The sequence below is a fragment of the Siminovitchia fordii DSM 16014 = CIP 108821 genome (assembly GCF_000374565.1).
Classification (GTDB): Bacteria; Bacillota; Bacilli; order Bacillales; family Bacillaceae_C; genus Siminovitchia; species Siminovitchia fordii.
Genome location: NZ_KB894699.1, coordinates 1 through 25,736 on the forward strand (window position 1 = coordinate 1; position 25,736 = coordinate 25,736).

24 protein-coding genes and 3 pseudogenes are annotated in these 25,736 nt (G+C 38.0%); 19 read left to right on the forward strand and 8 right to left on the reverse strand.

Going from position 1 to position 25,736, the window contains the following annotated elements:
• Positions 1–143, reverse strand: a 143-nt coding sequence (locus C509_RS25680; protein WP_342664526.1) for a helix-turn-helix domain-containing protein, incomplete at its 3' end; no start/stop codon positions are given.
• Positions 144–294: 151 nt separating this feature from the next.
• Here C509_RS25680 and C509_RS24140 point away from each other — a divergent pair.
• The 5 genes and pseudogenes from C509_RS24140 to C509_RS0116750 all read left to right on the forward strand — a co-directional run.
• Positions 295–570 (forward strand): annotated as a pseudogene (locus tag C509_RS24140) (IS110 family transposase); the annotation flags it as partial.
• A gap of 68 nt (positions 571–638) precedes the next feature.
• Positions 639–1,676: a DUF1835 domain-containing protein gene (locus C509_RS0116735; RefSeq protein ID WP_018708086.1), complete on the forward strand. Its 1,038-nt coding sequence runs from the start codon at positions 639–641 to the stop codon at positions 1,674–1,676.
• 640 nt (positions 1,677–2,316) lie between these two features.
• The gene (locus C509_RS0116740; protein WP_018708087.1) at positions 2,317–2,634 is read left to right on the forward strand and encodes a hypothetical protein; all 318 of its coding nucleotides are present in this window, start codon (positions 2,317–2,319) and stop codon (positions 2,632–2,634) included.
• 629 nt (positions 2,635–3,263) lie between these two features.
• Positions 3,264–3,431, forward strand: coding sequence for a hypothetical protein (locus tag C509_RS26210; protein WP_018708088.1), 168 nt, complete (start codon positions 3,264–3,266; stop codon positions 3,429–3,431).
• A gap of 202 nt (positions 3,432–3,633) precedes the next feature.
• Positions 3,634–3,936, forward strand: coding sequence for a metal-sensing transcriptional repressor (locus C509_RS0116750; RefSeq protein WP_010096262.1), 303 nt, complete (start codon positions 3,634–3,636; stop codon positions 3,934–3,936).
• Positions 3,937–4,086: 150 nt separating this feature from the next.
• Here C509_RS0116750 and C509_RS0116755 read toward each other — a convergent pair whose 3' ends face one another.
• A complete protein-coding gene (locus tag C509_RS0116755) occupies positions 4,087–5,433 on the reverse strand; it encodes an APC family permease (protein ID WP_018708090.1) in 1,347 nt (448 codons plus the stop codon).
• A gap of 34 nt (positions 5,434–5,467) precedes the next feature.
• On the reverse strand, positions 5,468–5,857 hold the full coding sequence (locus tag C509_RS26565; protein ID WP_211214286.1) for a hypothetical protein: 390 nt from the start codon (positions 5,855–5,857) through the stop codon (positions 5,468–5,470).
• Here C509_RS26565 and C509_RS0116760 point away from each other — a divergent pair.
• The 12 genes and pseudogenes from C509_RS0116760 (at position 5,829) to wrbA (ending at position 16,563) form a co-directional block, all read left to right on the forward strand.
• Positions 5,829–6,125, forward strand: coding sequence for a UbiD family decarboxylase domain-containing protein (locus C509_RS0116760; protein WP_018708091.1), 297 nt, complete (start codon positions 5,829–5,831; stop codon positions 6,123–6,125). The two genes, C509_RS26565 and C509_RS0116760, sit on opposite strands and share 29 nt — an antisense overlap.
• Positions 6,126–6,256: 131 nt before the next feature.
• Positions 6,257–6,523 (forward strand): hypothetical protein, encoded by a 267-nt coding sequence (locus C509_RS0116765; protein ID WP_018708092.1) that lies wholly within the window; start codon positions 6,257–6,259, stop codon positions 6,521–6,523.
• A gap of 53 nt (positions 6,524–6,576) precedes the next feature.
• On the forward strand, positions 6,577–7,146 hold the full coding sequence (locus tag C509_RS0116770) for a UbiX family flavin prenyltransferase (RefSeq protein WP_018708093.1): 570 nt from the start codon (positions 6,577–6,579) through the stop codon (positions 7,144–7,146).
• Between the two features lie 253 nt (positions 7,147–7,399).
• On the forward strand, positions 7,400–8,707 hold the full coding sequence (locus C509_RS0116775; RefSeq protein ID WP_018708094.1) for an acetamidase/formamidase family protein: 1,308 nt from the start codon (positions 7,400–7,402) through the stop codon (positions 8,705–8,707).
• A 796-nt stretch (positions 8,708–9,503) separates the two neighbouring features.
• Positions 9,504–9,950, forward strand: coding sequence for a MarR family winged helix-turn-helix transcriptional regulator (locus C509_RS0116780; RefSeq protein ID WP_018708095.1), 447 nt, complete (start codon positions 9,504–9,506; stop codon positions 9,948–9,950).
• A gap of 391 nt (positions 9,951–10,341) precedes the next feature.
• A pseudogene (locus C509_RS24875) lies at positions 10,342–11,409 on the forward strand (NAD(P)-dependent alcohol dehydrogenase).
• A 75-nt stretch (positions 11,410–11,484) separates the two neighbouring features.
• Entirely contained in the window at positions 11,485–12,039 is a 555-nt protein-coding gene (locus C509_RS0116790) for an NADPH-dependent FMN reductase (RefSeq protein WP_018708096.1), read from the forward strand.
• 283 nt (positions 12,040–12,322) lie between these two features.
• The gene (locus C509_RS0116795; RefSeq protein ID WP_018708097.1) at positions 12,323–13,261 is read left to right on the forward strand and encodes a ring-cleaving dioxygenase; all 939 of its coding nucleotides are present in this window, start codon (positions 12,323–12,325) and stop codon (positions 13,259–13,261) included.
• Between the two features lie 152 nt (positions 13,262–13,413).
• On the forward strand, positions 13,414–14,358 hold the full coding sequence (locus C509_RS0116805) for a VOC family protein (protein ID WP_018708099.1): 945 nt from the start codon (positions 13,414–13,416) through the stop codon (positions 14,356–14,358).
• Positions 14,358–14,960: an alpha/beta hydrolase gene (locus C509_RS0116810; protein WP_018708100.1), complete on the forward strand. Its 603-nt coding sequence runs from the start codon at positions 14,358–14,360 to the stop codon at positions 14,958–14,960. The genes C509_RS0116805 and C509_RS0116810 overlap by 1 nt, the downstream gene beginning before the upstream one ends.
• Positions 14,961–15,339: 379 nt before the next feature.
• Positions 15,340–15,732, forward strand: a complete 393-nt coding sequence (locus tag C509_RS0116815) for a DoxX family protein (RefSeq protein ID WP_026319927.1) — start codon at positions 15,340–15,342, stop codon at positions 15,730–15,732.
• A 223-nt stretch (positions 15,733–15,955) separates the two neighbouring features.
• Positions 15,956–16,563 (forward strand): annotated as a pseudogene (gene wrbA / locus C509_RS24880) (NAD(P)H:quinone oxidoreductase).
• 249 nt (positions 16,564–16,812) lie between these two features.
• Here wrbA and C509_RS0116825 read toward each other — a convergent pair.
• From C509_RS0116825 to C509_RS0116845, 5 genes are all read right to left on the reverse strand, one after another.
• Entirely contained in the window at positions 16,813–17,148 is a 336-nt protein-coding gene (locus tag C509_RS0116825; RefSeq protein ID WP_018708103.1) for a 2Fe-2S iron-sulfur cluster-binding protein, read from the reverse strand.
• A gap of 376 nt (positions 17,149–17,524) precedes the next feature.
• Positions 17,525–17,611, reverse strand: coding sequence for a putative holin-like toxin (locus C509_RS27540; protein WP_144521866.1), 87 nt, complete (start codon positions 17,609–17,611; stop codon positions 17,525–17,527).
• A gap of 220 nt (positions 17,612–17,831) precedes the next feature.
• Positions 17,832–18,533: a DUF421 domain-containing protein gene (locus C509_RS0116835; RefSeq protein WP_018708104.1), complete on the reverse strand. Its 702-nt coding sequence runs from the start codon at positions 18,531–18,533 to the stop codon at positions 17,832–17,834.
• A 326-nt stretch (positions 18,534–18,859) separates the two neighbouring features.
• Entirely contained in the window at positions 18,860–20,056 is a 1,197-nt protein-coding gene (gene chrA, locus C509_RS0116840; protein ID WP_018708105.1) for a chromate efflux transporter, read from the reverse strand.
• A gap of 381 nt (positions 20,057–20,437) precedes the next feature.
• On the reverse strand, positions 20,438–21,928 hold the full coding sequence (locus C509_RS0116845) for a peptide MFS transporter (protein WP_018708106.1): 1,491 nt from the start codon (positions 21,926–21,928) through the stop codon (positions 20,438–20,440).
• Between the two features lie 1,250 nt (positions 21,929–23,178).
• Between C509_RS0116845 and secY the strand changes: the two genes are divergently transcribed.
• Together secY and C509_RS0116870 are read left to right on the forward strand one after the other, a co-directional pair.
• Entirely contained in the window at positions 23,179–24,471 is a 1,293-nt protein-coding gene (secY, locus tag C509_RS0116865) for a preprotein translocase subunit SecY (RefSeq protein ID WP_018708110.1), read from the forward strand.
• A 509-nt stretch (positions 24,472–24,980) separates the two neighbouring features.
• Complete coding sequence (locus C509_RS0116870; protein WP_018708111.1) at positions 24,981–25,667, forward strand: GntR family transcriptional regulator; 687 nt, start codon at positions 24,981–24,983, stop codon at positions 25,665–25,667.
• Positions 25,668–25,736: the final 69 nt, after the last annotated feature.

Consider the following 25,736-nt stretch of genomic DNA (forward strand, 5'->3'; position numbering starts at 1 on the left):
TGAAGAGAATCAACCCATTCCGCCATCTCCGAAGGAGATCTCTTTAAGTGCCTGTAAACAGTTGTTCGAGAAACCCCTAACTTTTCAGCTATCTTTGTCTGACTAAATCCTTGCTTTAATAATTGCTTTATCTCCATGTACATTTCCCACTTATCCACCTTCGCTAACCTCCACTGCAAGTATGAACTATGATCATTTTACAGTGATAGGTTGATATTTTTTGCTGGTATATTTGGGTAAATAAGCGTTTCATCTTATCAAGCAAAAACTGTACACTTTATTCTAGCAGTCACAGCACGTCGAGTACTTTATCAGATGTCTATGATGATGTTAGCAAATGGGAAACGAAGACCTACTGTCTTTAAAGCTTACTACGATCGTAAAGTGGAAGAAGGAATGATAAAGAAAAAGGCGATTGGTCACCTCTGTGGTAAAATTGCAAATTTAATCTATACAATTTTAAAAAGTGGCCAAAAATACGACCCTAAAATACATGCGGCAGCTTGTGGTATAGAGTGGGATGAAGTATATGAGTTAGAAGAAAAAACAGAGCCCGTGTTATTGAGATAACGGGCGGTTTGGTTGAATATCGACTTGTATTTCTATGTTAGCATTTTATCTAAAGGCGGAGAACTATATTGATTAATGAATTAAAAGAGCTGGTTAAAAATTCAAGTGAAGATGAGGTGAAATCATTATTATTTCAAATTCTACTTAGAATTAATATGGTTAAAGAAACGAAATATTCAGAGGGGAAGTTTACCAATGACCTGAAAAAGATATATACAGATTTTCTAAATTATAAATCCGCGAAAACAATTAATGAGAATGAAAAAGACTATGAGGTTGTCCATATTATATTCGGTGATTCACCCTCGGGTAGTTTAAAAATGGTACTAAGAGATATGGAATTACAAAACAAGGAAAAGGTTATCTCCTTTTCGGATTTGTTTTCTATTGGTCCAGTTTGGAGATTACATGAAGAGATAGGTCTTACCAAAAGGTATGAATGGTTAAAAAATCATATTAATTTTGATGAAGAATTTATGGACAAATACCAAGTTGATTTTAATAATACAACCATAAACATTAACGCTATTCCTCAAAATGTACCAATTATCATTTGGGTAGGCAATAACTCTCATGAACAAACTGCTTTAAGGTATGTTTTATATTTATTGAGAGCAAAAATAAACAATATTATTTTAATAAATACAACTACAAATTATAAAAATCAATTTCATATACCAGAGATTGAATACTTCCCTTTACACACAGGAGAAATTACACCTGAGAAATTAAGATTGATCTATGAAAAAAATAGGACGGCTCAACCTTTGTCTAAAGAGGAACGGAAAAAGTTCGAGGAAGATTGGGAAGCGTTATCTACTAAACAAGAAGTTCTTAGAATATGGGAAAATAAGGAACTATATAGTGTTAATGAAGACTATTACGATGACTACATCATAAATACTACTCGAAACTTACATAATGAGCAAAAGAGTAAAGGATTTATGAAATCGGCACGAGTTATTGGTCAAGTCGTTGGACATTTAAATCAATATATTGGTGACCTATATGTTGAATATAGGGTTAGACATTTAATAATGGATGGAGTTTTTGAAATACAAGGTATTCCAAAAGCAATGAGATTTTACAGCGTGCAACTACGTTAATATTTTTGTACAAACGAAGCTTTTTCTTGAATAAATAACAATGTTTATTCATTTCCCTAAGTTCATTAAAATGCCAATAACCCCTGTTTCTTAATCAAAGTCAGGGGTTATTTCTATTTTTAATGAGTATAGTTTACTTTGAAAACACTACACTACATTTAAAAAGCACACGTTATCGATTAAATTAGTGTGGGCTTCGAAAATCCTTAATAAAAAAGTGAAACAAGACAGAAAAAAGGGTATTGGCTTACATCTAAATTTCTTTGGTATTGGCGTGTTTTGTATTTTATTTGCCTATGATCATGGCAAAAGGGTTTTTAGAAAAACTTTTTAAGAATATAGGGATTCGGAAGTAAACGAATTTGTTGTATCACATCAAACATATCAGAGAAGCTCTGGATCTCCTATAATAAGGTGTTCCGATGGATTATTGTGTGGAATAGTAAGAGGATGTTTAGCACCGCCAGAAATGCTTTCAATTGGAAATATACCTATTGGAAGTGATTCAAATATTACCTAAGCGGTTAACGCATCTATAATATAAACCTGATGATTTTATTGGAGAATTACCTTCGGACTGAAGTCTTACGTAACTACTTTAGAAAATCGTGGTTTTACATATGAGCAAATAGGGGGCCAAATGTCGAATAATCCTTCTTTTGGTTTAGTGGCAAAAGGAGGAAACAAATGGAATGAGGATTTGTTTTCAAAAATAATGGACGAGTTAAGAATAATATTATGTACCGAAGACAGTAAGTATATTGAACTTAGAAATAAACTATCAGACGAAGGTAATATTTCAGCAAAAGCAATAACAGCCGTGATATCAGGGTGGGTTGGAAATATTATAGGTGTAGCAGCAGCTATTTGCGTTCCTTTTGTAATACTTGTAATAGCTTCAATTTTAAACGTAGGGTTATCGGAGTTTTGTGGTGTGGGAAACATCAATCCAGATTAACCACTAATGGGCTCAGTCGGTTTTATTGTAAGAGGCAAGGGAGAAAAAACAAATATTCTTGATATTGGATCGGGCGCGTTGATCTAAGAAGAACAAATAGTTTTAAAAAAATAAGTTGAACTTAATGAACGTTTTGTGAACTTTATTCATATAGTCATAACAACTATCGTTGATACAATATTAGTGTAGGTAGCCCATTCCACACTCTCTAAACTTTGAGGACTTCTTAACAGGAGTCCTTTTTTCTTTATTTCAAAATAGGAAAGGCTGTGGTCTATTATGGAACATTCTATAATTATTGAACAGGTTATATCCTTAAGAGCTCTGCAATTTTGAGAATGAATCAGTTGAAGACTGGGAATGAGGGTGACCAATATGAAATGAGTAAGAGTAACAAAGCGATCCGGTTTGGCAATGGATCAATGTGATGACTTACAAGTGTCGTTTAAATTGCAAAATCAAACGTTGATGGCCGCAGAACAAAGTGTTCCTTTTTCTTCGATTGAAAAGAACATTACTAATGAATTGAAAATCAGTAATGGTGCTCGGTGAAAGGCGAAAGTAAGAACAAAGCCGAAAGATGATGAACAGGATATACAAAGATAATTAGTAAGTGAGGAGAGGTTTTTATGAGGATCACAGTTGAACAAAATGGTCATCAAATGGATGCAGTATTAGGGTTGGTAAAGGAAATACGCGGGGAAACGGCTGTTTTTTTGATTATTGGTGAAGAAGTTGCGGTCAATGCGGCTGGTTCTACTATTAACAACCTAAGAAAAATAATAGAAGAGAAATGAATCAGCTCTCATACCCATCCACTTGAAACAAAGAGTATCCTACTAGAGGCAAAAGTACCGGAAATCCTTTTGGATGAATTGGCAGGAGCCGTTGATGAAAATCAGATTCAAATGTTGGAGGATAGAAAATGAACAAGTTTTCATTGATAAATATACTATATGGGGGTATATTATAAATATAAGAGAAAAGGAAGTGATCCATTTGGATAAATTCTTACATGACCACCCCAGTAAACCAAGAACACAGGATGAAAAGCAAAAAGTCATTAACCGTTTAAAACGTATAGAAGGTCAAGTACGTGGAATACAGAAAATGGTAGAAGAAGATCGATATTGTGTAGATATTTTAGTACAAATTAGTGCAATTCAATCCGCTTTAAAAAATGTAGGTTTCGCTGTCACTGAACGACATATCAACCATTGTGTCAGTGATGCGATTAGACAAGGTGAAGGTAAAGAAACGATTGAGGAATTAATGGAGGTTTTAAAACAATTTTCCAAGTAATGAGGGAGTGTTTATGAACAAAATAAATTATAAAGCAGGTAAAAAAATTGAGTTTCTTTACCTGCATTTTTATACTGTTTCATCTGTATAACTGATAAATAAACATGATTAGAATAGTAACGTGATGCAACTTATACGAATAAGCAAATCCTATGCTGTTTCGTCAGCTTCGGTTCCCAATTTAAGTTCCGGAGGACGCTGTTTAAAACCTTTCGTCAAGAAAAGCAGGTAGACGAGACCAAGGGCAAACCATATACTTCCCAATACTTTTGAGTGGATGTCCAGATTGAGGAGCAGCCAAAAATCGAGTAACGCTCCAATGCCCGGCAGGATTAAGTATAGTATTGTACCTTTGATAGACCGCTGTTTCTGTCGGATGAAATAATAGAAAATTACAGCAATATTCACGCTAATAAAGGCAATAAATGCTCCAAAGTTAATAAATGAAGCGAGAAGCGTTAAGCTCAAAACGAGTGCAAGAAGAGATATCGTACCGATTATTAGGATATTATTGACCGGTGTTTGGAACTTATGATGTAATCTACCAAAAAATTTCGGAAGCTGCCCGTCACGCCCCATGGCAAACAAGACACGAGATGCGCTCGCTTGGGATGACATTGCCGAACCAAAAGCGGTTATGGCGTATACGGCTAAAAACAGTGAAGAAAAAAGTTTTCCGCCGACAAAAGTAATAATCTCATGTGAAGCAGAATCCGGATCAGTAAATGTTGTATAGTCTGGCCATACATTGTGCGCGAAATAAGAAACCGACATAAAAATCGCTCCACCCACAAGCGTAATGATAAAAACAGCCCTTGGAATTGTCTTTTCCGGGTTGATGGTTTCTTCTGCGAAAGCTGTAGCTGAATCAAAACCAAGGAAAGAGAAACATAAAAGAGCGGCGCCGGCTACTAAATACGAAAAGGACTCTTCGGGATTATAAAAAGGCTCAAAGTTAAATATTGTACCTGTACCTGCTCCGCCAGTAATTTCTTTTGCTGATAAACAAATAAAAATGAATATGAACACAAGGGAGAAAATACTAATAAAAGCATTGGCCAATGTAGCTAATCTGATACCTAATACGTTAACGGTTGTGACAACTAGAAGCATTGCCAATATCCAAACATAGCTTGGAACAGAAGGAAAGGCTGCCGAAAAGAAGATTCCAAACAGCAAATAGTTGACCATTGGAATGAATAAATAATCCATTAACACAGCCCACCCAACCATGAATCCAACATAGGGGTTAATTGATTTTTGAGTGTATGCGTAAGCTGATCCCGCAGATGGAACGACTTTTGCCATTTGACCATAACTATATGCGGTAAAAAGCATAACAATCAGGGCCAGTAAATAAGACCCTGAAACCATTCCATGTGATAATTCAGCAGCAATGCCATATGTGCTGAATACGGTTGCAAGGGCCATAAAAGAAAAGCCGAAAAGGACCACAGGAATAAGAGTAAGTGAACGGTTCAATTGGTTTTGTTGCATGTATATCCTCCTTTTTATAGCTAAAAATGTTTGCTTAAACTGTAAACGTTTTCTTTTTGGGAAGCGAGAAGTCCCGCCCTGGCGAAGGTTTCTGCATGTTATTTCTGTTAAACTGTTTTGGTTGTTTTTTCATAGACGATTTGTCCTTCAGCGATGGTAAGTTCGGCTTTTTTTCCAACATTTCTTTTTCTGGTATGTTGAACAAATTTGTGTAGGCAATTTTGCCTTTTTCAATCGTGCCAAATTTATATTTGTGGAAGACGGTATAGGTTGAACCGTAAGTGCAAGCTAGTGCCAGTGGGACATTCTCCTGTTCATGCCACGGATCTATTAAGCATTGAGTTCGCAGCCGATCATTTGAGACTTCCGCCGAAGGACAGGCACGCCATGCTTTAATGGCTCTTTTTGGTCTCGATTCATACATCAAGCTCGCAATAGCCGTAGATGAAGACGTAAATGTTTATAGCGAAGAAGAAGTTCTTTGGGCCATGGCGACGAGATTTCAGGCGGATACGGATTCCTTCATTGTTCCTAAGGTGTTTTGCAATCGTCTTGACCCTTCAGCAGTGGACGGGATGTCGGCTAAATTAGGCATTGATGCCACCGCACCATTAGATTGGGACGTACAGCGAACATCACTCCCAGGAAAAGTAATAGAGGAAGTGAATAGGTTGTTACAAAATAGGATATAGAGAATATTCTTAATTCGTTTAAATTGCTGATGGAGAATACCTGATTATATTCTTCGGCACGCTCGGAAGCTATCGATGAGTTATTTAACATTTGACCGTGAATTGAGGGAAAGCAAGGGGAATGATTGTAAATGGAACATAGGGACCATGTATTTTTATTAAGCTTACCTGATAAAAAAATTGGTATGACTTTTTGTAAATCTAAAGGGTTCGATAAGATGAAGGCACGTAAAGAAACCGAACACGTATTGGATAATGTGAAAGGTTTTGATTCCTATGAATTAAATTATTTAGGGGTTCTGAATTACAAAGATATGGACTTGGGCATAAAGGATCAATTGCATCATTTCGAAAAATATGATCCTGTTTGGCTGCTAGTATACGGGTTAAAAGGCTAAATCCGGGAAATCTGTGCACCTCCCTAGAAGCTGCAATTTAGGAGGGACTAATCGTGAGAATTATCGTTGGAATAACGGGGGCGTCCGGTGCAATATACGGCATTCGAATGTTGGAAGCTCTAAATGATGCAGGTTTTGAGGTACATTTGATTTTAAGTAGTTGGGCTGAGAAAACAATTGCTATCGAAACAGATTATAAAATTGAGGAGATTAGAAGCTTGGCTACACGGGTTTACAGCGCTTCTAACCAAGCTGCTATTATTTCTAGTGGATCATTTAACACAGACGGAATGATTATTGCGCCCTGTAGCATGAAATCATTAGCAGCCATTAGTCAAGGTTATGCAGACAATTTAATATCAAGAGCAGCAGATGTCGTTCTAAAGGAACGCCGTAAACTCGTTCTAATCCCACGCGAAACACCGCTTAACGCTATACATTTGGAGAACATGCTAAGGTTGAGTCAATTAGGTGCAACCATTTTGCCGCCCATTCCCGCTTTTTATAATCATCCCAAGACCGTCACTGATATCGTAAATCATACAGTTTCAAGGACGTTGGATCAGTTCGGGATAGATAATTCGCTAACTAAACGCTGGCTACAAAGGGAAACAGGTGGCTGATACAGATGAAGCATAGGGTGAACAATGTCAAATTGACGTTGTAGTAGAGTAGAAAACTGGAATTAGATATTGCCTTCTTGTCTTCGGGGTTTAGGGTACTCCACCTTACTAGGCCGACAAGGAGGCAAGTCCTTTTATTGCTACTACTCTACTTAAAAATTCCATGAGAGCAGATTCACAAGATGTAAAATTACTCCTGTTTCATAGGTTACCTATAATTGAATTATGGGGAAAATTTTGAGGGGGTTATGTTATGACAGCAAAACAGACTATTTTTGTTAATGAATTTACCAATGGAATTTTGGATCCCGAGCAGGAAATGCTTGGGCCAGTGCAGGACGGCGGCCATATTATCGCCATTACAACTCCTGGTTGCTGGGGGCCGATGATAACGCCTTGTATCCGGGGAGGCCATGAGGTGACAAAACCGGTATATATCGAAGGGGCCGAAGTAGGCGACGCCATTGTCATCCTCATCAAATCTATCCAGGTTACATCCATTGCAACTTCTTCCGGGAATGATAAACCCGTTGACGGTCGGTTCGTCGGGGATCCGTTTGTTTCCGTTAAATGTCCCGGGTGCGGCGAGCTGTATCCGGAAACGAAAATAGAAGGAACTGGTCCCGAATCAATACGTTGTACAAACTGTGGAACGGATGTGTCACCGTTTGTTTTTACCAATGGGTATACAATCGCATTTGACTCAAAAAGAAGTGTTGGAGTTACATTGCCCAAAGAAGCTGCGGAAAAAATCGCGCGAGACGGCCATACTTACATGAAAACTCCTGAAAACTCTGTACAAAACCCCATCGTTACATTTGCACCCCATGATCTCGTTGGCACCGTGGCGCGGTTGAGGCCATTCTTGGGCCAGCTTGGTACAACACCGAGACGCCCAATGCCAGACTCGCATAATGCTGGAGATTTCGGTCAATTCCTGGTTGAGGCTCCCCACGAATACGGAATAACGAAGGAACAGCTCGAAGACCGAACGGATGGACACATGGATATCAACCGTGTACGGGAAGGTGCCGTGTTGATTTGTCCGGTCAAAGTTCCCGGCGGCGGAGTCTATCTTGGAGACATGCACGCCATGCAAGGTGACGGGGAAATAGCTGGGCATACCACGGATGTCGCCGGCCTCGTTACTCTTCAAACGAAAGTCATTAAAGGTTTGTCGATTGACGGCCCTATGCTGCTTCCTGTACCAGAAGACCTTCCCCATTTGGCATTGCCGCCGACAAGACAGGAAAGAGAAGCTGCGAGTGCACTGGCCAAGCAGTGGGGTGTCAAAAGCCTTGAAGAATCCCTTCCGGTTTCATTCATTGGAACAGGATCATCGTTAAATGAAGCCACCGAAAACGGGTTGGAAAGAGCTGCCGGCACGTTTGGTGTATCCATTCCCGAGATCATGAACAGGGCAACGATTACTGGTTCAATTGAAATCGGCCGCTATCCTGGTGTCGTCACCGTGACATTTTTGGCCCCCTTACCATACCTTGATAAGCTCGGTTTGACGGAAATCGTCCGAGATCAATACAGTCCAATATTGAATAACTAACACACATAAAAAGGGGGTGTACAGAAAGTCAGCAAAAACTGATTTTTTGTGACAGCCGCTTATATTTTTAATATTTGATACCTTAATGGATAGATTCCAGTGTTGCGCTTGAATTTCACTAACTAAAATATTAAGCCCCAGGCTATGCCTGGATGATCAAAATAGGAAGTGCCGTGAGGGATGATGCAAAAAGTCTTCCTTTGCTATACTGAGAATTGATTATAAAATCGCCAAATATCCATCGGTGACTACTCCATAGTATGTACAAGCGCTTCATAATCCCAAATGAAGTCAACGATTTGCATTTGATCCATTTCATACCAACAAGCTTAGTGGTTTGATAGTCAATTGCTCCTTCAATGACGATATCCACGAACCGCGTCCAAAGGGTTGAATCTTCGCATGCGGCCTTGGCTAGTCAATTGGTCCATTTAATCTTCTCCAGCGTTCTCAAGCTATCGTTGAATTTGCGCATGGGAAAACTAAAGTTATAATAACAAAACCGGTTTCCGTAAGGGGGCTGGTTTTGTTGTTTATTCCGGCTGGTGGTAATGAGACGAGCTGCATACCCTCGTTGTACTCACGGATTTTCAAATGGATCTAAGGGAGTTCTGCATTATGGGATGATTATGAGGAGATTGTGGATTTGCAGAATAAATCCTTTTGTAAAAAGAAAAGGTAATGGATAATGAAGCATAATTGAATCCAAATGAGATTTATTAAACATCAGTTGACAAAAAAAATGATCAGTTATATAATTATCTCGAATTCGAGATAACAAAAAGGAATGATAACAATGGACAAAATTCAACAAGAAGAAGAATTGTCTTTGAAATTATTTGTTGTTTTGACACGGGCACTAGAATCAATAAAAAAGCGTGTCGAAGAAGATATAAAATGTTTGGGATTAAACCCGACTGAATTTGCTGTTTTGGAGTTGATTTACAGTAAAGGTGATCAGCCAATACAAAAAATTGGTGAAAAAGTATTGATTGCAAGCAGCAGTATAACTTACGTGGTAGATAAATTAGAGAAGAAGAACTTATTAAAAAGAAGGCCTTGTCCTAAAGATAGACGTGTCACGTATGCAGCAATTACATCGGCAGGGACCGAATTAATGGATGATGTGTTTCCTAAACATAAATCAGCTCTTAAGGAAATCTGTGCGGGGTTAGATGTGAATGAAAAGAAGGTTATGATTGAACAGTTGAAAAAGCTAGGGTACTATGCCCAAAATTTATAAGCTTTTTCACAAGTAGATATCTCGAATTGGTAATATATTAAATAGTACTATTTGAAGTTCAAGGAATGGTTGAAGAGATTCTGATGTATTTAGTTAATACAAGGGAGGACAGCCCATTCCTGATAATACTACAAAAGATTTTTCTGCAACAAACGGACTAAAGCAGTCAGCTGATGGACAATATAGAATCGGATTAAACAGGATGCAGTTATGTATATGATCAAAAAAAGTTTTACTTTACCCATCAAGTAGAGAGGATTTCGAGGAGGTGAAGTTATAGCGAAATGGTTTGTGATCATCACTGATTTTTTCAAATTTGATTGCCAAGGAAAAGGTTAGGGTATTTAACCTATAACTGACATCAATGATTAAACGGAGCGGGGAAACATAAATGGAAATAAAAGCTGCAACATTGTATGAAGCGAAAGGAAATTTTGTATTTGAGGAAGTTGAACTTCAAGAACCGAAGTTTTAGTAAGAATTGTGGCTTCTGGTGTCTGCCATACCGATGCTGTAGTTCGTGAACAATTCGTACCTGTACCACTCCCTGTTGTACTTGGCCATGAAGGTTCAGGGATTGTGGAAAGAGTTGGTTCAAATGTATCTACTGTTAAACCTGGAGATCATGTTGCATTATCTTTCTCCTCTTGTGGACATTGTGAAAACTGCCTTTCAGGGCATCCTAGTACTTGTGAGATGTTAAACGATTTAAACTTTGGTGGAGTCATGAATGACGGTACAAAGAGAATTCATAAGAATGATGTAGAGTTCAATCATCTTTTGGAACCTATGCTGTGTCCAACGAAAGAAATGTGGTAAAAGTTGATAAGGACGTTGATCTTCGTTTGTTAGGTCCTTTAGGCTGTGGAAAACAGGCAGCGGAACAGTGTTGAACAAGTTAAAACCTGAATTTGGCTCAACCATCGCTGTTTATGGAGCGGGTGCTGTTGGTTTGAGTACGATCATGGCGGCCAACATCATTGGCTGTTCGAAAATTATTGCTGTTGATGTACACGTTAGTCGCTTGGAGTTGGCAAAAGAGCTTGGCGCAACACATGTGATTAATGGCGCAAAAGCAGATACAGTTGAAGAAATACGAAACATTACAGGTAAAGGAACGAATTATGGAGTAGAGACAACGGGTGTTCCTGCCGTTACCCGTCAGGCCCTAAACGCTTTAAAAAGTATGGGGACATTAGCGGTTGTTGGTGCTACTGGTGACTTAACAATCAACGTACAAACGGAGTTGATGGGGGAAGGAAAATCAATTATTGGTGTTATAGAAGGGGATTCTATTCCTCAGACTTTCATCCCTAAACTGGTTCAGTATTATAAAGAAGGAAAGTTTCCATTTGACAAATTAATTAATTTCTATGATTTCAAAGATCTTGAAAAAGCTTTTGAAGATTCCAAAGCAGGAGTGGCAATCAAACCGATTGTTATTATGCCTGAAGAATAACATACACTAAGGCTAAACAGTTCCGTGTCTCGGATTCAAAATTCTTTAATTAAAAAATGGGATTAGGTGATGATGATGACGAAAATCGCTGTATTGCTTGGTTCTTTAAGAAAAGAATCTTTTTCAAAAAAGATTGCATCTAATGTTGCAGATTTATTTCCTGAAGGTTATGAAATAGAATTTGTTCAAATAGGAAATCTGCCTTTATATAATCAGGATTTTGATGATGAAAACAATGCTCCGGCAGAATATACTACATTCCGCAATACAATGAAGGAATGTGATGCTGTATTATTTGTTACACCCGAATACAATCGTTCTGTACCGGCTGTATTAAAGAATGCTCTGGATGTAGGTTCCCGTCCATATGGTCAAAGCGTTTGGGACGGTAAACCAGCGGCAATTATTAGCCAGTCTCCAGGTAATTTAAGCGGATTTGGTGCAAACCATCATTTACGTCAATCACTTGTTTTCCTAAATATGCCGATTGTTCAACAACCTGAAGCATACATTGGCAATGTTGCAGATTTATTAGATGAAAATGGAAAAATGACTAATGAAGGAACGATTCAATTTCTACAAACCTTTGTTGATGTGTTTGTTGATTTAATTAAGAAAAACCAAAGTTAATTCACTCGATGTTGGCTTGTCAACAAGCCCGAAAACGATTAGACAGGTGAAGAAAGAATATTTTCTTCACCTGCTAATATCCGTTAAAAGTTTATAAGCAACTGTTAGAAGAAATTACCTGGATTTAGTTCAATCATTTATCTCGTTTTCGTAATATATGCAGTCATATGACATGTTCAATTCATATACACGAGATTTTTTATTGGGGTATTCATTTGAAAAATCAAAAATACAATCACTGTTTTCCTTTAAAACAAAGTATTCAACATAGGAGTGAATTAATATGACTAAAAATACAAGTGGAATCCATCATATCACAGCAATAGTCGGACATCCGCAAGAGAATGTAGATTTCTATGCTGGTGTTCTAGGTTTACGTTTAGTGAAGAAAACAGTGAATTTTGATGATCCAGGCACATATCATCTATATTTTGGCGACGAGGGCGGGAAACCGGGAACGATCATTACATTCTTCCCCTGGACAGGAGCTTACCAAGGAGTTATAGGTGATGGTCAAGTAGGCGTTACCTCTTACGTTGTTCCCAAAGGAGCTATGGAATTTTGGGAACGAAGGTTAGAAAAATTTGATGTCCCTTTTACTAAAAAGGAACGTTTTAATGAGCAACATTTACAGTTTGATGATCCTCATGGGTTACACTTGGAAATTGTTGAAAGACAAGAAGGGGAACTTAATACATGGACTTTTGGTGAAATAACTCCGGAAGTAGCAATCAAAGGTTTCGGGGGTGCCACTCTATTTTCTGCTCGGCCAAACAAAACAGCAGAGCTTTTAGAAAAAGTATTGGGACTTGAAGTCATTGGTAAAGAGGGAGACTTTATCCGTTTCCGTTCTTCAGCTGACATTGGAAATATCATTGATCTAAAAGCAATTCCGACTGGCAGAGGCCAGATGGGTGTGGGAACAGTTCATCACATCGCATGGAGAGCGGTAGATGATGAGGATCAATTGGAATGGCAGAAATATGTTGCGGCTAATGGTTATCATGTAACTCCTGTGCAGGATAGAAATTATTTCAATGCCATTTACTTTAGAGAATACGGAGAAATACTTTTTGAAATTGCAACAGATCCTCCTGGATTTGCTCATGATGAATCAATGGAGACAATGGGAGAAAAGTTAATGCTGCCTGAGCAGTATGAACAATATAGGGAGCAGCTTGAACAAGGATTGATACCGGTGAAGGTGCGGGAATTAGATTAATATCATTAAATAACTTTGAGGCAACAGGTTGAATGATTCAGCTTGATATTAAAAAGGAAAGTCCTAAAGGCTGGTTGCTGTTGCTGATTGCAAAAACTTTGAAAAAATGGCCGAACGGTCTCTGTTAGTTACAAAAAAATGGAGAGAATGGCATGCTAAAAACGTCTGGTATACATCATATAACGGCAATGGTTAACGATGCACAAAAGAATATTGATTTTTATGCAGGTGTATTAGGGCTTAGACTTGTTAAAAAGACAATTAATTTTGATCGTCCAGAAGTTTATCATCTATATTTTGGGACTGAAACAGGTGAACCAGGAACGATTATCACTTTCTTTCCTTGGCCGAAGCAACTGAAAGGTAGAATTGGAACAGGTCAGGTAGGCACAACTAGTTATATGATCCCCGTAGGTTCAATAGAATTTTGGGAAAACCGGCTTAGGCATTTTAAGGTGAAATTTTTTACTTCTGTCCGCTTTGGAGAAAGAATCCTCACACTTTACGATCCGGATGGGCTTGAACTGGAATTAGTTGAAAGTGGCGAAGGACCGATTAATCATTGGAATTTCGGAGGCATTAAAGCGGAGCAAGCCATTAAAGGGTTTCTCGGTGCGACTTTCATTTCGGCAAGGCCTCATAAAACGGCAGAGGTTCTTGAGGATGTATTGGGATTGACATGTATTGGTGATGAGGAAGGTTTCCTCAGATTTAAATCGGAAGCACAGCTTGGTAATACAGTTAACATTAAGCTGACTCCTTCTGTTCGGGGGTTAATGGGAGCGGGGACAGTTCACCATATTGCCTGGAGGGCGAAGGATGGAGAGGAACTTTTAGAATGGAGGGAACTTCTGCAATCTAAAGGTTATTATCCGACTGAAGTACGTGATCGGAGCTATTTTAAAGCTGTTTATTTTCATGAAGGAGGAGGCATCCTTTTTGAAATTGCAACGGACCCACCAGGATTTACGGTGGATGAACCACGTAATGAACTAGGAGAAAAACTTTTGTTACCTTCATGGTTAGAGTCAAAACGAGAAGAATTGGAAGAAGCCTTACCTTCTTTGAAGGTTCGGGTTTTGGAAGGAGATCAATAATGAAGCATATTTTTAAAAAAGGACAAGATTCCAATAAACCAACTTTACTGTTACTTCATGGAACCGGGGGAAATGAATTGGATTTATTACCTATTGCAGGAAGAATAGATGATAAAGCCTCTATCTTAAGTGTTCGGGGGAATGTTTTAGAAAATGGAATGCCCCGCTTCTTTAAAAGACTGTCTGAAGGAATCTTTGATGAAGAGGATCTAATATTCCGTACGAAAGAGTTGAATCAGTTCCTTGATGAAGCTGCAGAAGAGCATAAGTTTGAACGCGATAATATTATAGCGATTGGCTATTCAAATGGAGCGAACATCGCTGCAAGTTTATTATTTCATTATCAAGATGCATTAAAGGGAGCAATTCTTCACCACCCTATGGTGCCAAGAAGAGGAATCGAGCTTCCAGATTTGTCCGACAAATCTGTGTTTATTGCGGCTGGGACAAATGATCCGATTTGTCCGCCTTCTGAATCGAAGGAATTGGAGGACTTGCTAAAAAACGCGAATGCGAAAGTTGAAATGTATTGGGAAAATAGAGGACATCAATTAACTGTTGAAGAAGTTGAAGCAGCCAGCAGATGGTATGTAACGCTATAATATTGGTTAAATGACATGTAAGGAGCTGACTTTTTGTCATGCCGATATAGACGAATTCCATTTTTCTATTTAATTTCTTAAAGGAAAAGCCAATTGGCCAAGTTGAGCGTATGCTTTCTGTTTTTCGAGAAGATAAAAAATAAATAATCTGATGCTCTGGGTGATATCCATCTTCGGTTAGCTGTGGTTTTCTAAGAATGCAATGATTTTGCAGACCAAGCATGATATCGTGCAAAAGAAATGATTTAAGTGAAACAAACATTGATCCTTTGGATAGATTGGAAAACATTGGAGACAAAAACTTAACTATTTATATTGAAATCGAGATATACAATTTAGTAATATACTAATTAGAGGTTAAAAATGGAAGTGACATCTTATTTACAGCAGACATGATATTGGAACTTTGTTACTGCGCATTATATTAGGAGTAGTATTTTTGGCAAATGGGGTTTCAAAGTTTCAAGGTGGTATTGATAATACTGTGGGTTGGTTCGAAAGTTTAGGAATTCCAGGAATTCTTGCTTACGCAGTAGGCACTATTGAATTAGCAGGTGGTATCGCACTTATCCTAGGCTTAGGGACTCGGATCGTTTCATTATTATTTGGGATCATCATGATTGGGGCAATATTCAAAGTGAAATTGGCAGATGGATTTCTAAATGGCTATGTATTCGATCTTGTATTACTGATCATTGCTATTCACATGGTCTTAAATGGCAGTAAATTAATCTCACTGGGTCAATTGATAATGAAAGATAGGGAAGCTTAGCAGTTTTTATTCCTAATCACTTCAAATATCTCGAATTCGTGAAAAGTGAATTCGAAGTGTTATAAAACTCCTGCAATGGGGAATATAAAATAGTAAAACATTGAGATCATTTATTTTCAATGGAGGTGGTTCTTATATAAGTTGTTAAATATTAAACAATAGGAAGGTGTAAAATATGGGGTTTTTAGACAAATTATTTGGAAAATCAAAGGAGATGGAAAATATGTCAAACGTTAAACTAGCAGTGATTTTTTACAGCATGGGTGGAACAAACTATTGGCAAAATGGGCTGAACAAGGAGCAAAAGAAGCCGGTGCTGAAGTAAAGGTATTAAAAGTACAGGAATTGGCTCCTGAATCCGTTATTGAGAGAAATGAAGCATGGAAAGCAACGGTGGACGCAACGAAAGACGTTCCGGTTGCAACCTCTGATGACATTGAATGGGCGGATGCTATTATATTTAGTGTTCCAACACGTTTTGGCAATATGCCATCTCAAATGAAACAGTTCCTTGATATACAAGGCGGTCTATGGGCAAGCGGGAAGACAGTTAATAAAGTTGTAAGTGCTATGACTTCTGCCCAAAACCCGCATGGTGGCCAGGAAGCTACACTGTTATCTTTATATACATCTATGATGCACTGGGGAGCTATTATTGCCACTCCCGGTTACACAGATCAAGTTCTATTTGGTGCAGGTGGAAACCCATATGGAACGAGTGTAACAGTAGGACAAGACGGGAAAATGATCGAGGATGTTGAAGGTGCCGTTAAGCATCAAGCTAAACGTACTGTTACAGTTGCAGAATGGGTTAAAAAAGGAAATCAATAATTGAGTTCCACTAAGAGCCAATCGTATTTGATTGGCTCTTTTATCTTGGAAAAAGAACAGTCTTGTCGAAAAAAATTTAAACCCTATAGATAAGAACTCATTTTTTAAAAGCTTTGTCCCGATTGAATGAAGGGATTGTAATTTTGTTTATGTTAAAAGTCACTACCAATTGAATTAAATCAGTGGATCACGAAGTTTCACTTGAAAGGAGTGAGTGGTGAAATAGCTTAGGTGATGCTAACGGCTTATTTAGTCAACGGGTCTTGGGCCAGACTCCTTTCCTGTACTTTCAACTGTCATAATTGGACGGACGGTGATATCTCCATTTACGCGAATCTGACAAGATAAACGCAAACAATCTTCAAGCAAATGCTCATCAATACCTTTATTCGCAAAGGCTTTCTTTTCTTTATTTGTTACCTCAAAAAAATCACCTGCCAATACTTCCACTCTACAGGTGGTACATTTGGCATTTCCACCGCAGCGATGGAGAATATTGACGCCGTTATCCTCAAGAGCCAATACTAATTTTTTCCCCATTTCCACTTCAAAAGTAGCTCCGCCTAATACTGTTACATAAGGCATTTTATACCTCCATAATCATCAATGGTCTTTACTATAGTTATTCTCTTACCTTTCACTCTTTAGACATGAAATGTATCTCATCATAACTTTCAGATGCCAGAAGCCATTAGATCAAACGCCGTTGTAAAAATCACATTTTAATTACCCTGAAATTTTTATTTTATTCGCTCTCATCAAGATCCTCATTTTTAAGTGTTCATTGTAATCGGTGCGAAAATATGTTATAAAAAGGGTAAGAAGTACGTAAGGTAAAAAAAGACCGCAAGTGCTGGTAACACTCACGGTCTTGTACAATAGTCGCCCCTCTAAGAGTGGCTGGCTCGAATAGTCATGTGAAATAGACCAACCCTGGAACTTGTCAGGTCTCAAGGGAGGTCTATTTCTTTTTGTCTTTGGACAGTACAGCAATTAAAGCGCCAAAAGCTATCATCAGTGATAAAGCTTCAAATACTGTCATAAGCATCACCCCCTTTCACCAGGGGATGAGCCAGACCGCCCTTGAGAGAGCCGATTCTATTGTACTAGCAAAAGTATACCATTTTTTAAGGATACAATACGTAAATTTTCATTTTTTTGTGATTTTTCCTTCATTCGTAAAATACTAGTGGATAGGTGTGGCGAATAAGAAATCTTCTCAAAGATAGCTTTTCTCTTTTTGCTTGTAAGGCCTCCGAGTGCCGCATTTAATAAAGCAAAACTTTTATCTGCCCATTCATATCCACTGTTGCCAATAAAATTTCTGATATGTCGACACGATAAGTTGATTTGATTTTATTTCTCAACCATATCTCATCTTTATTTGCTTTCTTCAATTCGTTGATATCAATTTTCCCTTCTTTAATAATAGTCCTGGGCAGGGAAAATTTCTCTCCTTTAATCTGTAAGTCCTTTTTTGTTATGGATTGATATTTCTGTTCAAGAAAAAATGAAATGGTACCATCAGGTTCCCAGAGAGCAAGGGCAATTTTCTGTATATCATCAATTTTTTCTTTTCTTGTTTCGGATAATAAATAATCGAGGGAAATCTTGGCTTTGCCTAAATTCTTATAAATGATTCGCCCGTTTTCTATTAGAGGGAAGGGGGATGGATCAATAAAGGTACGAAGTTTATTGAATTTTAAACTGAGAAATATACTCGTTGCATATAAAACAACGAGTACAATCATTGAGATCATTGATCCCTTCAATCCTAACTTTTCATCGGATAAAGGATGAGCAATGATATTTCCAATAATCAATGCAATGACAAAGTCGAGTAACCTTAGCTGGGAAATGGATCTCTGGCCCATTGCTTTAGCTATGATAAGCATAAAAAAATATGCAAATATAGCTCTTAAAACCCATTGGATTGTCGTTAAAGACTCCTGACTGTTAAAAAAATCCATTTATATTCTCCTTGTATTTCAAAAAAACTTATCTACTCTAATATGCCCGTTCCAGCTTACTCTATATGCAAACGGGAGAAATTTGTATAACCCTTTAAAAAGAAGGAAACTCAATCCTTAATGATTGAGTTCATATTATTGAGCTTTCACCATAATAAATAGTGATACGAATGGAGAAGCTTTTTGGCAGAAATGAAAAGCAATTTGGCATGGATGATCTCGCTATATAAGTGGAATCATTTTGGAAAGATGTAGAGATAAAAGAGGAAGTGAAAAATAATTGAAAATCATAATCAAAAAAGTAAGGGATGCATGCCCTTACTTTTTTAAAGGTTCCCGATAAAGGTTCCGCCTAAAGCTCCAGCTAAAACAATAGTCCAAGGTGGCAGCTTCCAAAAGACGAGCATACCAAATAAAAATGCAGCTAATACAAAATCGGCGGTTGTTAAGATAGAAGTTGTCCAAATCGGATGATATAATGCCGAGAAAAGGATGCCGACTACTGAAGCATTGACTCCCATCAAAGCACTTCTGATATTAGGATTGCTCCGGAGTGAGTCCCAAAAAGGCAAGGTTCCTAAGATGAGAAGGAATGCTGGTAAAAAAATGGCTATAGTCGCTATTATTCCGCCAATCCAGCCATTAGTGACCGCCCCTATATAGGCTGCAAAGGTAAATAATGGACCTGGTACGGCTTGTGTTGCTCCATAACCTGCAAGGAATTGTTCCTCACTTAACCATCCAGTCGGAACAAATTCTTGTTCCAATAAAGGCAGCACAACATGACCGCCACCAAAGACTAAAGATCCTGATCTATAAAAGCTATCAAATAGAGCGACCCAATGTGAGGTAACCGTTTCTCTTAATATTGGGAGCAGTATAAGTAACCCAAAGAATAGGATTAAGCATAGGCAGCCCAAACGTTTTGAAATGTGAAAACGGGAAATAGATATGGATTGGTCAGAAATCACTGTCCTGCGATAAATAAAAAACCCGATAAGAGCTGCCAGTAATATGACAGTAATTTGAGTGTATGTTGAAGGGATCAACAATGTTGTAACTAGAGCTATTAAAGCGATGGTTTTTCTTTGCATATCAGGAGTCAATTGTTTGGCCATCCCAAGAATCGCGTGAGCTACTACCACAACAGCAACAATTTTCAAGCCATGGATCCACCCTGCATTACTTAAATCGAAGGTATGAAGTAATGAGGCAAATAAAATCAATACTAAAACAGACGGCAAGGTAAATCCAATGAATGAAACAATGCCTCCTAATACCCCTCCACGCATAATACCTATACCGATCCCCACTTGACTGCTGGCTGGACCGGGGAGGAACTGGCTAAGAGCTACTAAGTCGGCATAGCTTTCCTCATCGATCCACTTTTTTCTTCGTACGTAGTCCTGATGAAAATAGCCTAGATGTGCAATAGGGCCCCCAAATGAAGTTAGCCCTAGCCTGGTGGAAACAATAAATATTTCTAATAACTTTTTTAATTTTCGTTCACTGGCACTATTCATATATGATCCTCGTCCCCGCACTCATGTGATCCCCATATTCCGAATTTCTCCAAGCATCCATTTATCAGGTCATGGACTTTAAGAAACCTGGAAATAGTTAACTTAATATCTTATCCGCATGAATAGAAGTCTCTTTTTATCAACTTTCAATACTGTGGAAATCGATATCAATGTTACCTAGATCATGAACCTCTTTCAACCATTCCTGAAAAACTTTACAAAAAATTTACATCAAAAGCGGAATTTGAAGGGATCCTGCCGTGATTCGCTTTTGCCTGCTCCTTTTTAAGCGGGACCGGCAGTCCCAAGGATCATTATTTTTTTAATCTCTATTCTGCCTGAGCGGTCCCAATATATCATCAAGTGGAAAAAGCAAAAGTTTTAACGGACACCTTTCATCTGTCTTTGAATCAAAGGGGTAACGAGGAATAGAATAATTCCCAACAGAATGGCACTCACACCGATAATTCCAAAATATAACATTTCCGTTTCGGGTCGATAGAATTTGACAATCTGAGCGTTTAATCCTTGGGCAGCCGCATTGGATAGGAACCATAAGCTCATTGTTTGGGCTGAGAATGCAGCAGGTGCTAATTTCGTAGTTGCAGATAACCCGACAGGTGATAAGCACAGTTCACCAATCACAACGACGAGGTAACTAAGAACGAGCCAGATCGGATGCACCAATGAATTTGTACCGCCCAAATACGCTGGTAATAAAATGATGAGAAAGGAAAGACCGGCAAATAATAATCCCAAAGAAAATTTTTGTGGGATGGAGGGCTGGCGTTTTCCTAATTTCACCCATAACCAAGCAAATACTGGTGCCAAGAGAATGATAAATAATGGATTCAATGATTGGAACCATGCGGGAGATAGATGAATCCCTGCAACGTCCAATTGTGTCCGTTTATCTGCAAAGTTGGCAAGTATGGTTGCCCCTTGTTCCTGAATGGACCAAAACATGACGGAAGCAAGAAATAACGGAATGTAAGCTAGAACGCGGGAACGCTCCACCTCGGTTGTTTTTGGACTCCGATACATAATAAAAAAGTAAATAGTTGGAATGATGAACCCTAAAATTCCCACTATAGCAATAAATAATTCGATCGTAAGCAAACCTGTTGGAATTGTGACGGCTAGAATAATTCCTATAAGAACCGCGGCTCCGGCAATCACCAGATAAACTTTTTTCTTCTCGTCAGGAGATAAAGGGTTGGCAATGTAAGTGCCTGCAAGCCCCAAACTTTTCTTCTTTGTAAAGAGGAAGACTAAAAGCCCAAAGAACATTCCAATAGCAGCGAATCCAAATCCCAAATGGAAACTATAACCCATGACAGCCCCAGTAAGTAAAGGGGAAATGAAACCCCCCAGGTTAATTCCCATGTAAAAAATACTGAACCCTGCATCACGGCGATCATCCTTTTCACTATACATATCGCCAACCATTGAGGATACATTTGGCTTAAGCAAGCCTGTACCGATGACAATAAAGACCATAGAAACAAAGAACATCGTCAAGCTTCCAGGCAAAGCAAGGGCAATATGGCCCAGCATGATTAGTATCCCGCCATAAAAAACGGCTTGGGAAGTACCGAATATCCGGTCAGCTAACCAGCCTCCAATGATCCCCGACATATATACAAGTGCCCCGTAAATGGACATAATCGAAAGAGCAGTTTGTTCATCTATGCCCAAACCACCTTTTGACACTTCATAATACATATAAAAAACGAGGATGGCCCTCATTCCATAATAGGAAAAGCGCTCCCAAAATTCCGTAAAGAAAAGAGTAAAAAGACCCTTAGGGTGCCCAAAAAATCCTTTTTGGGGAACACTAGATACAATTTTCTGTTTATCTACCACAGACATCCTATACCCTCCAAAATTTTATTTAAATAATAATATCTAATAATTTTAGCATATTTTATAGGGTTTTTTAAAAACAAAATTATTCCAGAAAAATAAAAAGTTTGAATCTATATAGAATAATGACAGCATTCCTATCTTTTGTCTGTTACCCCAAAAAATGCATGATCTAACAAAAATGAATGAGATTTTAATGGTAGGGAGGGGAAAAAGCGGCTTTTTAAAACTATCTACTTCGGAAGGCTTTAAACTTGAGGAGCAAACGACTGGATATTTTCCCTGTGATGAAATTGTTTTATTAAAGGAATGGTTTCAGAAACGCCGAAAAGAAAATAGCCAATAGGGGAGAGCAGGGCGTCATGATCAGAAAGCACATTGCTTGGCTCAGTGTGCCTGAAAATGTATAGAAAGTGAATAGTTTTATAAAAATGCTGAATATCACTTTTTGTTACAATTACGACAGAATTGTGGATAAAAGGTGTTTTTTGTTGTTCTATGACAAAAACTTGAAACTTCTGTTTTGTTATAGATTCAACGTACTTTTTATCATTTCAATAAGAGAAAATATTGAATAAGATTAATGGTACGTACAGAAAATGTACAGATTTGCAGTGTAAAATGTCGAATAATGCGAAAACTGTAAATTTTTTCCGTTACTTATAATTTCACATTTATAAGATTTACTTCTTTTTTATCATCCAAATAATTAAAGGGGGTGGCATAAATTAGTATCTTCGGAGATGTCACCAATACAGATTGGCGTACCCCTTCGAAGCGAAAATCAAATTCGGCTAGTCTGGCAAAGGAGGCGAAAATGTTCCCCCGTTGGTGGTGATCATGTCGATGTGTCAAATAAGCCAAAAGAGAAAGTGACCGTCGATCAAAAAAATCCAAAGCTTGAATTTATAGCAATTATAACGAAGCCATCATTCTTTATTTACGCGTACAGAAAATTCTTCCTTATAAGGAAGAAAGTTATGTCATGTTAATGCAACTATATGATTCACTTGAGGACAGTTATTCAGTTCGAGAGCAGTATGACAAGCTAATAACTATGCTAAAAGAGGAATACGAAGCAACACCAGATGAATCTATTCAACAGTGGTATCAGCAATGACATGAGAGGCAGATTAAGCATCATACTGGTCAGTTGGGGCGGAAATTAACACTAATTAAATAGTGATAGTATTTGTAAAATTATTATATAATTGCAGAGAACGAACAAGTATGAAGACTTATAAAGGGGTGATTGAATGTTCCGAACAATCTCTAATCTATTACGTGTGAGAGATATAAGACAAAAGATAATGTTTACCTTATTCATGCTGGTTGTCTTCCGGATAGGGGCTTTTATCCCCGTACCCAATGTAGATGCTGATGTACTTAAATTGCAGGACCAGGCGAGTTTATTTGGCTTTATGAATATTTTTGGTGGAGGTGCCCTCCAAAATTTCTCCATTTTTGCGATGGGGATTATGCCATATATCACTGCGTCCATCATTGTACAGCTTTTGCAAATGGATGTCGTTCCCAAATTCACTGAATGGGCCAAGCAAGGTGAAGCCGGACGTCGTAAACTTGCGCAATTTACCCGCTATTTCACCATTGTATTAGCATTCATTCAAGCAATTGGCATGTCTTTTGGCTTTAACCGAATGACACAGCTTCAACTCATAAAAGATCCTGGTTTAAGTACATATATTACGATTGCCATCGTTCTGACCGCGGGTACAGCATTCCTGATGTGGCTGGGCGAGAAAATAACGGAAAATGGCGTCGGAAACGGAATTTCCATCATTATTTTCGCCGGGATCGTGGCTGGTATCCCCAATGCAGTAAACCAAATCTATGCTACGCAATTTGAAGGTGCAGGCGAACAACTATTTATTCGAATTGTCATCATGCTGCTGGTTTTGCTTGCTATTATTGCCATCATTGTCGGTGTCGTCTTTTTCCAGCAGGCATTGCGAAAAATTCCGGTACAATATGCAAAGCGCATGGATGGACGCAACCCTGTCGGTGGGCAAAATACACATTTGCCGTTAAAGGTTAATGCTGCTGGAGTAATCCCGGTAATCTTTGCAAGCGCGTTTATTGTAACCCCGCAAACAATCGTGACATTTTTTGGCTCAGGTGAGATGGCAAGTACGATCCAATCATTTTTCGATCATACGAAACCTGTTGGAATGTCCATTTTTGTCGCACTGATCATCGCCTTTACTTATTTTTATGCATTTGTTCAGGTAAATCCCGAAAAAGTCGCTGAAAACTTGAAAAAACAAGGCGGCTATATACCTGGTATACGTCCAGGGAAAAATACGCAGGAATACTTAACACGAGTTCTATACAGACTGACGTTTGCTGGGGCGCTGTTCCTTGCTTTTATTTCCATTCTCCCAGTATTTTTCGTAAAGTTTGCCGGGTTGCCTCAGGCTGCCCAAATTGGCGGTACCGGATTGCTCATTGTTGTCGGTGTTGCGCTAGACACGATGAAACAACTGGAAGGGCAACTGATTAAACGTCATTACAAAGGATTTATAAAGTAGTGTAAAGGATCTAGAAATGACTATTATCACAAATTATAAGGAATTAAAGTATAGAACAGTCAAAAGAAAGTACAAACGTTGATGACTTACATAAATATTTAATGTAGGACAAACAAATTTCAAAGTATTTTATGATAGATGTATCATTTGGAAACCCCCAGGATAGGTCATTATGATGACTTTATACCCGGGGGTTTTTATAAGGGACCGTGACGTCTCAAAATTGGTCACTATTTTTTTCAGTGCTTATGATAGCTCACTCAAAAAATACAGTTAAATTCGACAAAAATGACTGGAATCTATGATTATCTACTGTAAATAGTTGTGTAATTTCATATATTTGAAAGCTATGTTCTAAAAAGTCGAGGCAATATTTGTATCGATTTATACCAACAAGAGTTTTAATTTTAGAATAATAAATAATATAAAATTGTTATTGAAATTATAGAAATAATCCTGTATTCTAAACTGTATACAATTCTGCATGCAAAACTAAGGGAGGGAGATCTATGAAAAACGGGTTAGAGAGCAAGATATATAAAATGCTGAAAAGTGCAATTATTAATCGTGATTTAGCGCCCGGAACTAAACTATCAGAAGAAGCGCTAGCAAAATCATTAAACGTTAGTCGAACTCCAGTTCGCTCAGCTTTGCAAAGGCTTTCATATGATATGTATGTGAAAATCATTCCTAGAAAAGGAGCATATGTAAGTCAGCCAACTCCAAAAGAAGTTGAAGATGTATTTGAAATGAGAATATTATTAGAAGATTATGCAGTAATGAAAGCTTGTCAAAACTATGCAAAATTTAAATCGACTTTTCAGAATATAGAAGAAATAATTCGCAATGAAGTTGAAGCCTACAAAAAGAGAAGTTTGGATGAAGTATTGGAGAAAGTATATGACATCCATATCGAAATCGCGAAGTTTTCCAAAAATGAAATGTTGATTAATCAACTTCGTGAATTAATTTCACTTACAAATATCTATTTGACCTTTTATAGTGATATGAAGCTTGATCAACCTACATCCCCGAAAGAACATTTGGAGATTTTGGAAGCGATTAAATTGAATGATGAAGAACTTGCGCGAAAAAGAATGAAGTATCATATTAACGGCATCATTTCCAGACTCAACTTTGATCAGATCGAACGGAGTTACAACGATGTGGAGAAGGTACTATCAAAATATAATTGACATCTAAGAAAGATGAGGGGGTCTATAACTTGAACAACCTTTTTAACCCTTTGCATTATCCATATCCAT

Excerpts from the sequence above, each read along its gene's own strand:
- chrA (WP_018708105.1), bottom strand. The coding sequence starts at position 20,056 with ATGAATAGTGCCAGTGAACGAAAATTAAAAAAGTTATTAGAAATATTT.
- C509_RS26565 (WP_211214286.1), bottom strand. The coding sequence starts at position 5,857 with ATGTATGAATCGAGACCAAAAAGAGCCATTAAAGCATGGCGTGCCTGT.
- C509_RS0116790 (WP_018708096.1), top strand. The coding sequence starts at position 11,485 with ATGACGAAAATCGCTGTATTGCTTGGTTCTTTAAGAAAAGAATCTTTT.
- secY (WP_018708110.1), top strand. The coding sequence starts at position 23,179 with ATGTTCCGAACAATCTCTAATCTATTACGTGTGAGAGATATAAGACAA.
- C509_RS0116835 (WP_018708104.1), bottom strand. The coding sequence starts at position 18,533 with ATGGATTTTTTTAACAGTCAGGAGTCTTTAACGACAATCCAATGGGTT.
- C509_RS0116870 (WP_018708111.1), top strand. The coding sequence starts at position 24,981 with ATGAAAAACGGGTTAGAGAGCAAGATATATAAAATGCTGAAAAGTGCA.
- C509_RS0116765 (WP_018708092.1), top strand. The coding sequence starts at position 6,257 with ATGGAACATAGGGACCATGTATTTTTATTAAGCTTACCTGATAAAAAA.
- C509_RS0116780 (WP_018708095.1), top strand. The coding sequence starts at position 9,504 with ATGGACAAAATTCAACAAGAAGAAGAATTGTCTTTGAAATTATTTGTT.
- C509_RS26210 (WP_018708088.1), top strand. The coding sequence starts at position 3,264 with ATGAGGATCACAGTTGAACAAAATGGTCATCAAATGGATGCAGTATTA.
- C509_RS0116795 (WP_018708097.1), top strand. The coding sequence starts at position 12,323 with ATGACTAAAAATACAAGTGGAATCCATCATATCACAGCAATAGTCGGA.
- C509_RS0116755 (WP_018708090.1), bottom strand. The coding sequence starts at position 5,433 with ATGCAACAAAACCAATTGAACCGTTCACTTACTCTTATTCCTGTGGTC.
- C509_RS0116775 (WP_018708094.1), top strand. The coding sequence starts at position 7,400 with ATGACAGCAAAACAGACTATTTTTGTTAATGAATTTACCAATGGAATT.
- C509_RS0116805 (WP_018708099.1), top strand. The coding sequence starts at position 13,414 with ATGCTAAAAACGTCTGGTATACATCATATAACGGCAATGGTTAACGAT.
- C509_RS0116740 (WP_018708087.1), top strand. The coding sequence starts at position 2,317 with ATGTCGAATAATCCTTCTTTTGGTTTAGTGGCAAAAGGAGGAAACAAA.
- C509_RS0116825 (WP_018708103.1), bottom strand. The coding sequence starts at position 17,148 with ATGCCTTATGTAACAGTATTAGGCGGAGCTACTTTTGAAGTGGAAATG.
- C509_RS0116845 (WP_018708106.1), bottom strand. The coding sequence starts at position 21,928 with ATGTCTGTGGTAGATAAACAGAAAATTGTATCTAGTGTTCCCCAAAAA.
- C509_RS0116760 (WP_018708091.1), top strand. The coding sequence starts at position 5,829 with ATGGCTCTTTTTGGTCTCGATTCATACATCAAGCTCGCAATAGCCGTA.
- C509_RS27540 (WP_144521866.1), bottom strand. The coding sequence starts at position 17,611 with ATGCTTATGACAGTATTTGAAGCTTTATCACTGATGATAGCTTTTGGC.
- C509_RS0116810 (WP_018708100.1), top strand. The coding sequence starts at position 14,358 with ATGAAGCATATTTTTAAAAAAGGACAAGATTCCAATAAACCAACTTTA.